The sequence below is a fragment of the Exiguobacterium sp. s80 genome (assembly GCF_018618725.1).
GTDB classification, from domain to species: Bacteria; Bacillota; Bacilli; order Exiguobacteriales; family Exiguobacteriaceae; genus Exiguobacterium_A; species Exiguobacterium_A oxidotolerans.
Map to the genome: position 1 here is coordinate 83,724 of NZ_JACSMP010000001.1, position 15,082 is coordinate 98,805.

Sequence of the window (15,082 nt, forward strand, 5' to 3'; positions counted from 1 at the left end):
TGAACTCGAAGTAATCGTATCAAATCTTAGTTGTCCGTACAAGTAATCGATTTGCAATTCACATAACGTTCACAGGGATTGGGCAGCACTTGACACGATTCGTTCACTTGCCAGTTTTCCTGAAAGCGTCACCATTGGACTACCGCCACCAGGATGGGTCGATCCTCCCGCGAAAAACAAATTGTGAACATTTTTTGAACGGTTGCTTGGGCGCATGAACGCATTGCGTGTACCATTCGAAGAGAGTCCATAAAGAGACCCATGATACGCAGAAAATTTTTGTTCGATATCGGTCGGTGTGATGCGTTGTTCGAAGACGACGTCCGATTCGATATCGATTCCGAACTGTTTCAGCCGTTGATTAATCAAGTGATCATACGTGTCGAAGTCGATGACGTTGCCTTCATTCGTCGCGGGTGCGTTGACAAGTATAAAGAGGTTGTCCCCAGCTTCGCCCATCTCAGGTGCCGTAACGGAAGAATTCGAAATGTAGATGGTCGGTTCTTCCGCGTAACGGTGTTCTTCAAAAAGGGCACGAAATTCTGCTTCATAATCCGATGAGAAGAAGACGTTATGATGGGCAAGCCCTTCAATTCGTCGCGTGAGCCCGATACAACGAACATAGGCCGAAATCGAAGGTTCCATTTGACTGGGTGTCGGGTTTTTAAAATCGGGTCGAATCGTTTCCGAAACGAGACGCGGGTATTGTGTCAATAGATCACCATTCATCACGACGAAGTCGACAGGTAAGTAATCGACATGGTTCAGTTCGATTTCTGTCGCAAGTCCATCCGTAACTTCGATTTGTGTGACTTCCTCGCCTAAGCGGAAAACGACGCCCATCTCTTGCGCCCGGCGTGCGAACCCTTCTGCGATTGCCGTATTTCCGCCACGAGTAAAGTAGACGCCGTCATTCAGTTCGAGATGAGCGATTAAAGCAAATGTCGCGGGCGCCTGATACGGACTACTACCAATATACGTCGCGTAACGATCGAGTGCCTGAATCAGTTGAGGATCCTTGAAATAGCTCTTGTGCAGCGAATGGATCGTTTTGAACGGGTGAACTTTGACCATATCTCGTAGTAAAGAGAAATTGAAATATGAATCGATATTGATAAAAAATTGCTGTTTAGCGATTCGGAATAATTCGGCGGCCTCTTCTTGATAGCCTGTGATATCATTTTTTGCTAATTGTCCGTTCGTAAAACGATCGATTTCCGTCCGCATTGCTTCTCGGCCATGCGTAAAAGTTAAGGTCCGCCCGTCAGGAAAGTGATTGGCGGTATGGCGTGCTAATTTTTCGAACTGGAAGTAATCATCGGGATCTGCTCCCGACTCCCGGATGACAGATTGAAAGACTTCGGGCATCGTGATGGTATTTGGACCGAAATCAAACCGGTGTCCTTCCGTGATCAGCGGCATCAATTTTCCACCAATATGATCATTTCGTTCAACGACAGTAACTTTAAATCCTTTTGAAGCGAGTGAAATAGCGGCACTTAAACCACCTAAACCGGCTCCGATGATAGCGACATGTTTCATAATGAACAATTCCTCCTTAAGAATAGGCCCGACCTTTCCAAGTGATTTCCCGTTTCCGAGCTCTTCGAATCATCGCCGTTGCAAGTAAGAGGACATAAAGACCGGTTGCGAACGGGTGCAACAACCAAACATGGCGAATCCGCGCCATCCGATCAATCCTGTATCGTGCGAGCAACAAGAGAGCAAGTCCACCAATCGTCTCCCAAGACGGAAAGAGGAGGGCAGCTGGTAGTAAAGAAAACTGTACGAGATAGAACAACAGGAAGTAACTGCCGACGAAGTAGGAGTCGTTCATTCCCCGAAAGACATTTTTGAGAAATCCCTGCCATACTTCACCGTTCGTAGCATACATGTCACAACTGACATAAGGGGCGACATGAACGAGTGTCGTCGTATGACCGTGTTGCTTAAACGTCCGACAGAGCTCTAAATCATCGACGAGTGCCGTTTGAATCGCTTGATGTCCCCCGACGTGTAAATAAGATGCACGTTCAACGATTACGACCATCCCGTTCGCAGCGGCAAAAGCAGGGTGCTTTACCTTGCGAAAAGCAAGCGGGAGATGTTGCGAAATTAAGACATGTTGCATCGGAATCAAACACTTGCCTAAAAACGTTGGTACAGGAAATGACGGAAAACCAGATAAAAAGCTAGCTTTTTCCTGTCGCATCGTCGCATATAGTCGAGGAATCGTATCCGGCATCAATGTAATGTCTGCGTCAAGAAATAACAGATAGTCTTCCTTTGCGACAAGTGATAGTTGATGGCAAGCATGAACCTTTCCCGCCCAATCTGAGGGGAGTTCGATTCCGTCAATGATTGTAAAGCGGTCATCTTGATGTGTCTGTTGCAACAGTAGGTTACGTGTCTCATCCGTTGAGCGATCTTCATAAAGATAGACATGCATATTCGGTCCGAGTGCGCGTTTGAGCGAATCAAGCAACTTCACGACATTTCGTTCCTCGTTCCGCAAGGGGATACAAATTGCGAGACTCGGTGGAGAAACGGGTGCAGCGAGTTTAGGGAGAAACATCAAGTTAATGAACGTATAGAGGCAAACAAGGAGCGAGAATATGAATAAAATCATGCTCATCGTCGAACCGCCTTTAGCCAACGCTCCGTTTTAACAGGAAGCGGGTCTGTTCGCTGCGTCAACACTTGATAAGCCTCGACATTCTCTGACATCGCATCAAGCCGGACATCATCATATAAGCGAGTCATTGCTGCTGTTAGAAATTCAGTCTGGTTTGAAGTACGACCAGGTGGTATTTCGATTTGGCGTGTTCGGATGTAGACATCCGGTTGTTGTTCATGACTGAACGAATAATAAAATGAAAAAATGGAGACAGACCGGGCTGCTTTAGCAAGATAAGTCGCGCCGCTCGCGAGTTGAAGCGGTCGTTCTTCTTGATGGCGTTCTTCGCCTTGCGGGAACATCCAAACACTACTGCCTTCCTGCAAACGTTCCTTTGCGTAGTTGAGGCTCATCTTTACATCCTTTAAGGAGTCCCGGTTGATGGAAAAGGCACCGAGTCGTGAAAAGAAAGGGAAGCGCTTTAAGCCATGTTCATCAATCATGACGTACGGGTTTTGATGGAGTACGGATTGATCGAGATGAAATAAGATCATCCCGTCCCACCACGAACCATGTGTTGCAAGCATCAAACCAGGTACCGGTAAATCATCAGGGCGATACAATATTCGATGGAACTGTTTGCGGATGAGCCGCTCTTTCAAGTACAGATGAAAGGCTTGTTCAGCTAATTTGTTTTTTTGCGCCTTTTGCATGTAGTGCTCCTCCTTTCGTCAGCCAGTAAACAAGCAATGCTAGGCTACTGATTATCGTCACACCATAAAGGCCTGCGACACCAGCAGTCAGTCCAAATAAACCATGAAGCATCAAAAATAAGTACTGGTTGTTTCGTTCGAGCTCGGTGAACGTTGGCTTTTGTTCAAATCGTGCCATCAAAAGAGCGAAGACAAGTGCTGTTCCGTACCAACCGATAAAGTTTTGTGTTGGGATATCATAGTACAGACCCCCATCTTGCCAAAGCCAATACGATTTGACGTTCGCTGAGACCGGATCAATGGCCAAGTCGAGCCAAACAGCAAACAAGGGGACGAGGATCAGGGTGTTGTAACGAAACGGAAAACGCTTCGAGAATGCAAGACTTGCCCCCATAACGGACAACCAAGCTGCACCGATCGTGATTGGAACACCGAGTAACTGAACACCGAAGTCCGATTCATACCGATAGGTCCCGAATGGCCATCCGGTGTGGACACCAATTGATTCGATTAAAATGGACCCAAAGAAAATAAAAGGAATAATGAAGCGTCCTTTCGGTAAGACATCCCATAAGTAACAAGCGGCATACAGACCAGAAGCGAACAAAAAAACGGCATTGGCCCATTCGAGCCAAGGGGGTAATAATGAAAATCCGACTAAAATGAGCCCGATGACGAACCAAACTGTAAAGAATAACCAAAGGCGGCGCTGAAATATGGCCATGACGTATGTAAACCTCCATTCATTAGCATGATGTCACTAGTATACCCATATCCATCTGACTCGAGCGAGCATGGAGGGGCAGATCAAAAAAACAGACCGTCAAAAGACGGTCTGTTCAGCAGTAAAGCGTTTAATGTTGCTTTTGTTTTTTTCGTTTGACGAATGAAAAGAGTAAAAAGGCAATATAAAGGGGGACGGCAATAAACCAAAACGTCGACCATTCGTTACTCCGGGCAATCATGACATACGTGACATAGAGTAACGTGAACGTGATGACGAATGTATGGCGCGGCACTGGAATATCTTTGAAACTCGGAATCTTGACGCGACTGACCATCAAGAAGGCAAGTCCCGTAAAGGCGAGCGGAACCATTAAATCATTCATTCGTCCACTAAACAGCGTGACGACAGCTAAAATCCCACCTGCTGCCGTAATCGGTACACCTGAGAAGTAGGTGGACGCGACATTTGTTGCTGAAAGGTTGAATCGTGCCAAGCGAAATGCTCCGAATAAAGGGAACAAAGCGGCAACGAGTAAGCCGATTTCACCAAAGTCGTAAAAATAAGTGTAATATGCCATCATTGCGGGGGCGACACCGAATGTGACGACATCGGCGAGCGAATCAAGTTCCTTCCCAAAATCGCCAGCGACACCGAGCATCCGTGCAATCCGACCATCTAAACTATCCAACATCATGGCGATGACAATCAACAGTGTGGCATTTTGAAAATCTCCCCGCGCCGCCATGACGATTGCGAGAAAACCACAATATAAATTCCCGAATGTAAAGAGATTCGGGATTGAGTTACGAACACGTTCTTTCCACAAAATGATTCCTCCTGCCACTTCTTCGATACTACTCATCATATCATATCTAGCTGTTCGTATCAGCGGTTTCGATAGAGAATCCCACTAGTAAATTCCAATAAATCATCCGGAGACAATTTGATTTGCTGTCCCCGTTTACCAGCTGAGATGATGATGAACGGTTGACCGATGGCACGGTCGGACAGGAAGACGGGAAAAGCTTTTTTAGCTCCGATTGGAGAAACACCGCCACGGACGTATCCTGTCAGACTTTCTAATGCCTTCATTGGAACCAATGACATTTTCTTCGCACCAGATGCCCGAGCGACCGCCTTCAAGTTAACCTCTTCTTCGCCAGAGATGACAGAGAACAAGTAGTTTTTTTGATCGTCCTCTAAAACTAATGTTTTAAAAACCGATGAAAGCGGGAATTTAATTTTTTCAGAGACGGCTTGAGCGGACAAATCGCTCAAGTCGACCGGATAAGAAATAGATTCAAAGGAAACGTTAGACTGCTTCAGTAGCCTTTCTGCGTTCGTTTTGCTCATGAGATTCTCCTTTAGTGAGGGAATATTGAACCCACTTACGACCGTTCCAGCGTTTCAGTGCGAAGATACCACGGAACCATTCGTCGGCTGAGAAGGCAATCCAGATACCGAGAAGTCCGAGACCGAACTGAAGTCCGAGTACATAACTGACAACGACAGCGATTCCCCACATCGATAGGACACCGATTGTGACCGGGAAGCGGACGTCTCCTGCTGATTTCAACGTTCCCATCAAGACGATATTCAGCGCGCGTCCTGGTTCGAGGATGACACTTGCCCAGAGCAACGGAATACCGATGGCAATGATTTCAGGGCTCGATGTAAAGAGTGACATGATGGATGTCCCGAACGCTGCGATTGCGACGGCTGATACGAAACTTGCGAAGACAGCGATTTTTAATGTCTTGATGCCACGTGCATGTGCCTGTTCAAATTGTTGTGCTCCAACTTGGCGGGCGACTAACAATTGTGTTCCTTGGGCAATTGCGAGACTGAACAAGAAGCAGAGCATTGTGATGTTTGAGACGTAAACGCGTGCAGACAAGGCAGCTTCACCAATTGTTGCGATGAAACCAGTGATGATGAGCTGTGAAAACTGATAAGAAATTCCTTCTCCGGCTGATGGAATTCCGATGTTCATGATGCTCTTAATGTCTTGACGGTTGATTTGAATTAAATCTTTTAAACGAAAGCGTAGTGATAATTTACGGTAAACGACAAAGAATAACAGTGTGACGGCGAAAGCACGTGCGATGACGATCGACCACGCGACACCTGCGACGCCGAGTACCGGAATACCGAACAGACCGAGTACGGCGATGACGTTACCGAAGGCACTGACGAAGTTCATCAAAAGAGTGACGTACATTGCATTTTTTGTGAAACCATGACTCCGGAGGATTGCTCCGAGTGTTAACGAAATGGCTTCTAAAAATAGGAATAAGCCAACAATCTTTATGAATGTTTCGCCGTAAACTAATGTTTGTCCTTCTAATGAGAAGAAACCTAATAATTGTTTCCCGGTTAGGGCGACGAGTACAGATATGATTAATCCGATGTAAAGATTAATCGAGAAGGCAGAGCGGGCGGTTTGACGTGCATCTTGGACACGTTTTGCACCTAGGTACTGACCGATGATGATTGTCGCTCCGACAGATGTGATATTAAATAAAATAATAAAGATGTTCAAAACCTGGTTCGAGACACCGACAGCGGCTGCTGCACTGTCAGAGTAGTAACTTAAGATTAATGTCGCGATGATCCCTAAACTCATATGCAACGCGATTTCGATGAATAATGGCCAAGTGATTTGGAATAATGTTGGTTGTTTTACAGTTTTCATAAAATTAAATTCCCCTTTTAAGTCCTTAAAACATTTTGTCTTACTGTATCTTTTGGAAACTATACGCCTTCAATTTTCATAATGAAAGTGAAAAACAAAGCTTTCATAAAAAAAACGGGGATTTAAAAGGATTTTCATAAAACATCACGAATACATCATAATGAATCGTTGTTCACTTTTGAAAGGTAGGGGAATGTGATGAATTCTGAAGTAGAGTACACGGTAGCATCGAGCGTAGCAACGGTGACGTTAGCTCGTCCGGAACGATTAAATGCCTTAACATCAACACTTTTAAATGAATTAGCAGATTCAATCGAGGAAGCCAATCAAGATGAAGCAGTCCGCGTCATCGTATTGACTGGAAAAGGACGCGGCTTTTGTGCCGGTCAAGATTTAAAGACGGTCTCACCAGGAATGGACCATGGCGATTATTTGAAAAGCTATTATCATCCCGTTGTCCGTGCATTAGCCGGATCGAAAAAGCCGATCATCGCAGCAATCAATGGTGTGGCAGCAGGAGCAGGACTGTCGTTGACACTCGCATGTGACTTCCGGATTGTTCAGGAAGATGCAAAATTGTCACTCGGCTTCATTAACATCGGTCTCGTCCCGGATGCTGGAGCACCATACTTCTTACCGCGTTTAATCGGTTCGGCGAAAGCACTCGAATTAGCGCTGCTTGGTGATACGATAACAGGGAAGCAAGCAGTCGAGTTTCAACTCGTGACAAAAGCGGTCGCAACTGACCGGTTTGAAGAGGAAGTAATGGATTTTGCTCAGCAGCTCGCAGCGCGACCGACAAAAGTAATTGCGTATATTAAACAACTTCAATCAGCAAGTTTCGAGTCGACGCTCGATGATATGTTGGCACAGGAAATTATCTACCAATCACGTGCCGGTAAAACGGAAGACCATCAACGTGCGGTTCAAGCATTTCTTGAAAAAAAACCGCCTGTTTTTACCGGACGTTAAAACGACTTATTTTAATATCAGTGAAACAAGCAGGACCACTTCCGTTGTAATCGGAAATGGTCCTGCTTGTTTTAGCGCATTTTTTGTTTGATTTTTTGGGCCGTAGCATGTGTTTGATCGGTTAACCTACTCGAGAGACGAAATAGTAAAATTCCTAGAAAAGCGGAGACGAAAATATATAACCCCGTCAGCGTGATGAAGGCGCCGCTAGCGAGTGTAATAAAAAGAATTGAAAATTCTCCGCGTGGTCCTAAGCAAAAACCGGATTCGATGGCATGGTAGTTTGACAGCCCGAATGAACGGCCACCGAAGAATCCGACCAAAAATTTAGATAACAGCCCCCAGATGACGAGTGCCAAAAAGAACCAGTCTAAAGGCAGTCCTTCCGTCAATTCAAACGACATCCCGAATGCAATGAAAAAGAGAGGGAGCAGTAAATCTTGAAAAGGTGTGACGAGCCGCTTCAAGTAGCGTGTTTCCTTTAGTTCAGTCAACAAAATCCCGACGATGAAAGCACCGAGTACTTCTGATAAACCGAACATGATACCGACACCTGAAAAAGTTAAAATCAAGCCGATGATTCCAATTCCGGCGTCAGGATGCCGGTACAAGGAACCAATGATTCGTTCTTTTCTGCGAATAAAGACGGTTAGTAAGATTAAAGCACTGAACAGAAAGAGAAAACCCGCGAAAATGGACCCTACTTTGGCAAATGTAAAAGGTTCTGTACCAAGTATAAACGGTGCCGTCGTCAAGAGAAGCGGGGCAATCAAATCTTCAAAAATAAGTAACGATAAGACAAAGCGATTAACGTCCTTGTGTTTGTCTGGCTCACGATCGAGCAAACGGGCAGAAATCGAAGAACTCGTCGCATATAAAACGCAGCCGATTAAAAAGGCTTCAGGAATGGAAAAGCCAAACGCAAGCGTCAGGAGGAATGTTCCACCAAAAGATAACGCAACATCAATTAATCCGGCTTTCCACACGTGGCGTAGTTGACTGAGCAAGTCAGCAATTGAAAATTTAAGTCCCAGCAAAAAAAATAGAACGATGATTCCCGCTTCACCGCCTAACTTCAATTCTTCAGGTGCATCGTAATAAAGCCCGATGGCAATCCCGATTAAAATGAAAGCGAGGATACTCGGAAGGTGGAAACGTTCACTCAAATAACTGATTGCAAATAAGCCGATGAGAATAAGACCGGCATAAAAAAATAATTCCATAGCGAGCACGTCCTCCTTTTATGTTTTCCTTTACCCTAGAAAAGCATCAAAATAACTATTAGATGAGTTTCAAGGGACAGAAAATGAAGTAGGAGGGAAAACTCGCTGATTTTGTTTCTTCCTTCCTGTACTTGCCCGTGACAGTACTTGTCCCCGCATAGCTAGAAACAGGTAAGAATGGGATTAAGAAGCAACAGCTTGCGCTTTGTCCGAGAAAAGTAACGAAAAGGACGTGTCCAATATTACTTTGTCGACACGTCAAAATACGGCATCCATCTCGAAACGAGACAGATACCGTATTGATTAAAGGACTTGGACGATTGTTCCTGCATAAGGTGGAAGTGTTACTTCTAAAGAAGGAAGTGGTGAATTCGAGAACAAATCCATGCCTTGTCCTGCCGCTGGTGCGGGAAGTGTTACTTGCTGATTCGAGTTGTTGAAGTAGATGTAGTAAGTTCCATCTTCGCTCGTTCGACGCATGACGATCGAATTCGTCTCGTCATCCGCATGAACGAATGAAATGTGTCCGTTATTCGCAAGAGTCTTATGCTGTTGCCGCAGTTGAAGTAAATGTTTTGTATACATCAAAAGGTTTAAGTCCTGTTCTTCTTTGTCCCATGGCATACATTTACGGCAACCCGGATCTTGACCCCCATCGAGTCCGATTTCATCGCCATAATAGATGACGGGACTACCGGAAAACGTCAACATCGATAGTAAGAGGAGACGCATCTTATTTTTGTCATGGCCGGCACGCGTCAAGGCGCGCGGTGTATCATGTGAGCCGATTAAGTTAAATGTCACTTCGTTGACGTTCATCGTATTCGAGAAGAGAACGTGTGACATTTCATTGGCATACGCCGTCGCCTTCGTTTTATCAAGGGCAAAGAAGTTTAACGCTGCGTTCGTAAACGGATAGTTCATGACGGCATCAAATTGATCACCGAGTAACCACTCTTGCGAATCATGCCAAATTTCTCCAAGTATATACGTTTCAGGATTTGCTTCTTTGACGACCCGACGGAAATCACGCCAAAAAGCGTGGTCGACTTCATTCGCGACATCTAATCGCCAACCGTCGATTCCGAATTCCTCGACCCAGTAGCGGGCGACGTGAAGAAGGTATGCTTTTACTTCAGCATTTTCTGTATTGAATTTCGGCATCTCAGGCACAAAGGCGAACGTATCATAGTTCGGCATCGGTTCTGTGACGAGTGGGAAGTCGCGGAGGTGGAACCAATCACGGTAAGACGAGTTGCTACCGTGTTCACGGATATCAGCGAAGGCTTCGTGATGGAATCCGGCATGATTGAAAACGGCGTCGAGCATGATACGAATGCCATTTTCATGTAGAAGGTCGACCATTTGTTTAAATTTTTCTTTTGTTCCGAACTGTGGGTCGATTTCGAGATAGTCGATTGTATCGTATTTATGATTTGATTTCGCTTTAAAGATAGGACAGAAATAAATGCCCGTAATACCAAGCTCAACCAAGTAGTCGATGTGATCAATCACCCCTTGGAAATCCCCACCGAACAGATTCGTTGTCGTCGGTTCTGTACTATTCCAAGGCAATGTACCGGTAGGGTCGTTCGATGGATCACCATTCGCAAAACGATCAGGGAAAATTTGGTACCAGACCGTATCTTTGACCCAAGCGGGTGACGTGAAGACATCGATTTTATTTAAGTAAGGTACACAGAAGTAGTAACCGGTATCATCAAGTGGTTTTTCATTGAACCACCCACGTTCTGTGAAAACTTGTGTTGTTTGCCCATCGTGTAACCGGAAACCATAGCGAAGACGACGGAATGGGGGGATGACATCAATAAACCAGTAATCATATAATTCGTCTGAACCACTTCTTTTCATTGATGTTTCGAATGTGTTCCAATGATTTGTTTTCGATGGATCGAAGTTCCAGTCCGCATCATCGGGATTTTCAGTATGCCAATCATACGGGTCTCCCCAAATCAGTTCGACATGCTCAACATCATTTTTCTTAGTTTGGAGACGGATATGAATCGTGTTTTCGTCGTACTTATAGACGAACGGAGACATGGCGCGATGGAATACGGCTTCTTTAAGCATAATGGTCACTCCTCTAGTGCAATCGATTGCACTCTAATGTAATGGTCCTCGAACTAAGAATAGTAAAGCGCTTTCTTAAAGTCAATTAGAATTGGTGAAAACGAGAATTCCAAAAGATAATTTTATGATTTAATGCAATCGATTGCATTAAAGTGCGCAATTAAATTAAATGTAAACGTTTTCTTTTTTGGTTAATAAAAATTTTAGGGAAGTTTATTCGATTAAATACTTTTTTAGAATGTTTTTAAAATGTAGGAAAATAATTAATAAAAAGGACTTGTCAAAAGGGATTTAGATTGTATAATAAAAATGTAAAGGTGATGCAAACGTTTTCATAAAACGCTTACAACTACTCAGTTGTTATCATGAGAAAATGGTTGTGCCTTTATGCAAACGTTGTGCATTAGAACTTATCATTCGTACGTTAACTTGGGGAGGAATTTTCAATCATGGAAATGAAAAAACTTGTAGCAGGTCTTTCGGTATCGGTAATGGCAATCGGTGCTCTCGCAGCATGTGGTGGCGGAACAGATTCAGACTCTTCATCGAATACATCAGGTGATGGTGGCAAACCAGATAAAATCGTTATTTGGGAAGATACTGAAAAAGCCGAAACAACAAAAGCAGCGGCAAAAGCGTTTGAAGAAAAAGAAGGCGTAAAAGTTGAAGTTAAAGAAGTCAAAATGACAGATCAACAGAAAAAAGTTGCACTTGACGGACCTGCTGATAAAGGACCAGATATCATTCTTCTTCCACACGACCAGATTGGGACAGTCGTTGACCAAGGATTGATCACTGAACTTAAAGATGGTGAAAAAGCACTTGAGCCATTCATCGATACAGCAAAATCTGCTGTCACATTTGATGGTAAAGTGTACGGCTATCCAAAAGCTGTTGAAACACCGATTCTCCTTTTCAACAAGGATGAGTTAAAAGAAGCACCAGCTTCAATGGATGATCTCTATAAAGTATCAACGGAACAGAAAAAAGACGGCAAGTATGGTTTCCTCGCACTTTGGGATAACTTCTACTTCGCACACGGTCCGATTGCTGGGTACGGTGGATATGTCTTTAAAGATAACGGTGGAAAACTTGATCCTGCAGACATCGGCTTGAACAATGCTGGCGCTGTCGAAGGAATGGACTACATCGGCAAATGGTACAAAGAAGGTCTCTTCCCGAAAGGGTTGATCGGCGGTGGCGGCGGTCAAGCGATGGATCAATTGTTCGGTGACAAGAAAGCAGTCGCTGTCATGAACGGACCATGGGCAGTCTCAAGCTATAAAGAAAAAGGCATCAACTTAGGAGCATCGGCGCTTCCGAAGCTTCCGAACGGTGAAGCAATCAAAACATTCGTAGGAGTTAAAACGTATGCGGTTTCTGCATATTCTAAAAATCCGGAATGGGCTGAGAAATTCCTTGCTACATTAACAGGTGAAGAAAACGCGAAAGCGATGTTTGAGAAATACAACGAGATTCCACCGGTCACTTCACTCCAAGAAGATGCATCGATTAAAGATAACGAAGTTGCAGCAGCAGTCTTCGCTCAGTCTAAAGACGGTGTGCCAATGCCGAACATCGCCGAGATGGGACAAGTTTGGGAACCAATGGCAGCAGCACTTCAACTTGTTGCAACAGACAAGCAAGATGCTCAAAAATCAGCAGATGACGCTGTCAAACAAATCAAGCAACAAATCGAAGCGAACAATCAATAAGTCGTCGTTTCCCAATTGAATCACTAAAAAAGAATTAAAGAGAGGGGGATCATTGATTCCCCCTCATCTTTATGGTTGGAAGAGAAGCCTGAGGTCAGACATGACCTTTGGAAAGGAGAACAGACGATGGCTGCCATTACGACACCGAAACAAACGGACCCGACACCGGAACTACAAACGAATCACCGCAAAATTGCTTCGTTGATTTCAATTGTCCCAGGTTTAGGGCAACTGTATAATAAACAATTTTTAAAAGGCGCGATATTCTTTATCGTCGTCCTGTCATATTTTTTAGTCAATTTTGATTTGTTTTTTAAAGGAGCCGGGAATGGACCAGGGGATCGCGGTGCGATCTGGGGTCTGATTACACTCGGTGAGGTAGCAGGCGTAAGGGGAGATCACTCGATTTTCTTAATGGTCGAGGGAATCATCGCGTTGATTTTACTTGTGTTTGGTATTGCCATTTACGTCTGGAACTTTATCGATGCGTATCGAATCGGTAAACTGCGTGATTTAAATGTAGAAGTACCTTCACTGAAGATGCAGCTACGGAATTTCCGTGATAACGGGTTCCCGTATGCTATGCTGATTCCATCGTTGGTACTACTCGTCTTCACAGTCGTTTTACCGTTGATTTTTACATTCTTGATTGCTTTTACGAACTATAAATTCAATAACTCGCCACCAGCCAAGCTCGTCGACTGGATTGGCATTCAAAACTTCTTAAACATTTTCACGGTCGATATTTTCCGTGATACGTTCATCAGTGTGTTAGGTTGGACGCTCGTTTGGACAGTTGCTTCGACGACAGGCGTCATCGCAATCGGAATTGGTCTGGCTGTTCTCTTGAACCAAAAAGGTCTTAAAGGGAAACGCTTCTTCCGTTCAATTTTGATTTTATCGTGGGCGGTACCGGCTTTTATCACGATTTTGATTTTCCGTTCAATGTTCAATGAAACATTTGGCGTCTTTAACACGACGTTGCTCCCGGCAATCGGAATAGGCGGTGGTGTCGAGTGGATGACTGACCCGACGTACACACGTCTCGCACTGATCGGGATTCAGTGGTGGCTCGGATTCCCGTATATCATGACGCTCACGACAGGAATCTTACAGTCGATTCCGGAAGATCTATATGAAGCGGCGACGATTGACGGGGCGACTTCAGGTGAAAAATTCCGTTTGATCACGTTACCGATGATTTTATTCGCGACAGCTCCAATCTTAATTACGCAATACACGTTTAACTTCAATAACTTCAACATCATCTATCTCTTTAACAATGGTGGACCGGCTGTACCGGGACAATCTGCGGGTGGAACCGATATCTTAATCTCCTGGATCTATAAGCTATCGCTCGGTTCAAATCCACAGTATGGTTTCGCAGCAGCAATTACACTCGTACTGTCGTTCTTCATCATGACGATTGCCGTCATTCAGTTTAAACGTTCAAAATCATTCAAAGATGAGGATATGATCTAATGAGAAAACAAAACCGAATCAATATGGCGTTGTCATACCTCATTTTGACGATCGCCTCGATTATTATTGTCTATCCACTACTTTGGGTTGTCGGGACTTCGCTCAACCCTGGGAAAAGCATTACTTCGGACATCTTCCCGAGTAATCCGACACTCATCCATTACTTCGATCTGTTTGATGCGACACAAACGGATTACGGCATGTGGTATTTGAACACCATCAAAATCGCTGTCATTACAATGGTCGTCTCGGTCGCATTGATCACGTTAACGGGCTATATCTTCTCACGTTACCGGTTCGTCGGGCGAAAAAATTCGTTGATTTTGTTCCTCGTCTTGCAGATGGTTCCGCAATTCGTCGCGATCATCGCGATTTATGTGTTGCTCAACATGCTCGATTTGTTCGATACACATCTTGCGTTGATTCTTTTATACTCTGGTGGAGCGATTCCGATGAATACGTATCTCGCCAAAGGATATTTTGATACAATACCAAAAGAGCTAGATGAAGCGGCACGAATGGATGGGGCAGGTCATCTTCGGATTTTCTGGCAAATCATCCTTCCGCTTGCTAAACCAATGGTTGCTGTCATCGCTTTGTTCAATTTCATGGCACCGTTCAATGATTTCATCCTGGCGTCACTTGTTCTCCGTTCGCCGGAGAAACAGACGCTTGCGGTCGGATTATACAACATGGTTTCTGAGCAATTTGATAACAACTTCACGTTGTTTGCGGCAGGTGCCGTTTTATCTGCAGTCCCAATCGTCCTTCTGTTCTTCGCCTTCCAGCGCTACTTCGTATCTGGATTGACGGCAGGTGGAACGAAAGGGTAATAAAGGAGGAATTA

13 protein-coding genes are annotated in these 15,082 nt (G+C 44.6%); 4 read left to right on the top strand and 9 right to left on the bottom strand.

Translation table 11 applies throughout. From position 1 onward, the window contains the following. Positions 1–69 precede the first annotated feature (69 nt). From KNP94_RS00470 to KNP94_RS00500, 7 genes are all read right to left on the bottom strand, one after another. Complete coding sequence (locus tag KNP94_RS00470; protein WP_088836493.1) at positions 70–1,542, bottom strand: phytoene desaturase family protein; 1,473 nt, start codon at positions 1,540–1,542, stop codon at positions 70–72. A gap of 16 nt (positions 1,543–1,558) precedes the next feature. Beyond that, the gene (locus KNP94_RS00475) at positions 1,559–2,635 is read right to left on the bottom strand and encodes a glycosyltransferase family 2 protein (RefSeq protein ID WP_215115081.1); all 1,077 of its coding nucleotides are present in this window, start codon (positions 2,633–2,635) and stop codon (positions 1,559–1,561) included. Continuing rightward, a complete protein-coding gene (locus tag KNP94_RS00480) occupies positions 2,632–3,330 on the bottom strand; it encodes a lysophospholipid acyltransferase family protein (RefSeq protein ID WP_088836495.1) in 699 nt (232 codons plus the stop codon). The genes KNP94_RS00475 and KNP94_RS00480 overlap by 4 nt, the downstream gene beginning before the upstream one ends. After that, positions 3,299–4,054, bottom strand: a complete 756-nt coding sequence (locus KNP94_RS00485; protein ID WP_029332864.1) for a carotenoid biosynthesis protein — start codon at positions 4,052–4,054, stop codon at positions 3,299–3,301. The genes KNP94_RS00480 and KNP94_RS00485 overlap by 32 nt, the downstream gene beginning before the upstream one ends. 130 nt (positions 4,055–4,184) lie before the next feature. Then, positions 4,185–4,922 (bottom strand): CDP-diacylglycerol--serine O-phosphatidyltransferase, encoded by a 738-nt coding sequence (gene pssA, locus KNP94_RS00490; protein ID WP_200872399.1) that lies wholly within the window; start codon positions 4,920–4,922, stop codon positions 4,185–4,187. 20 nt (positions 4,923–4,942) lie between these two features. Continuing rightward, on the bottom strand, positions 4,943–5,410 hold the full coding sequence (gene ybaK / locus KNP94_RS00495; RefSeq protein WP_214765488.1) for a Cys-tRNA(Pro) deacylase: 468 nt from the start codon (positions 5,408–5,410) through the stop codon (positions 4,943–4,945). After that, positions 5,370–6,752 (bottom strand): MATE family efflux transporter, encoded by a 1,383-nt coding sequence (locus KNP94_RS00500; RefSeq protein ID WP_088836498.1) that lies wholly within the window; start codon positions 6,750–6,752, stop codon positions 5,370–5,372. Before KNP94_RS00500 ends, ybaK begins: the two co-directional genes overlap by 41 nt. A gap of 198 nt (positions 6,753–6,950) precedes the next feature. On the opposite strand from KNP94_RS00500, the gene KNP94_RS00505 reads away from it, so the two are divergent. Next, positions 6,951–7,724, top strand: a complete 774-nt coding sequence (locus KNP94_RS00505) for an enoyl-CoA hydratase/isomerase family protein (RefSeq protein ID WP_215115082.1) — start codon at positions 6,951–6,953, stop codon at positions 7,722–7,724. 71 nt (positions 7,725–7,795) lie between these two features. Here KNP94_RS00505 and KNP94_RS00510 read toward each other — a convergent pair whose 3' ends face one another. Together KNP94_RS00510 and KNP94_RS00515 are read right to left on the bottom strand one after the other, a co-directional pair. Then, positions 7,796–8,947 carry a cation:proton antiporter gene (locus tag KNP94_RS00510; protein ID WP_088836500.1) on the bottom strand — a complete coding sequence of 384 codons (1,152 nt, stop codon included), beginning with the start codon at positions 8,945–8,947 and terminating at the stop codon, positions 7,796–7,798. A gap of 303 nt (positions 8,948–9,250) precedes the next feature. Then, entirely contained in the window at positions 9,251–11,038 is a 1,788-nt protein-coding gene (locus KNP94_RS00515) for a glycoside hydrolase family 13 protein (protein WP_215115083.1), read from the bottom strand. Between the two features lie 455 nt (positions 11,039–11,493). Here KNP94_RS00515 and KNP94_RS00520 point away from each other — a divergent pair, with 455 nt between their 5' ends. The 3 genes from KNP94_RS00520 to KNP94_RS00530 all read left to right on the top strand — a co-directional run bounded on the left by KNP94_RS00520 (position 11,494) and on the right by KNP94_RS00530 (position 15,068). Then, positions 11,494–12,753, top strand: a complete 1,260-nt coding sequence (locus tag KNP94_RS00520; protein WP_204251432.1) for an extracellular solute-binding protein — start codon at positions 11,494–11,496, stop codon at positions 12,751–12,753. Positions 12,754–12,879: 126 nt separating this feature from the next. After that, complete coding sequence (locus tag KNP94_RS00525) at positions 12,880–14,235, top strand: carbohydrate ABC transporter permease (RefSeq protein ID WP_088836503.1); 1,356 nt, start codon at positions 12,880–12,882, stop codon at positions 14,233–14,235. Beyond that, positions 14,235–15,068, top strand: coding sequence for a sugar ABC transporter permease (locus KNP94_RS00530; protein ID WP_029332873.1), 834 nt, complete (start codon positions 14,235–14,237; stop codon positions 15,066–15,068). The genes KNP94_RS00525 and KNP94_RS00530 overlap by 1 nt, the downstream gene beginning before the upstream one ends. The last annotated feature ends 14 nt before the right edge of the window (positions 15,069–15,082 follow it).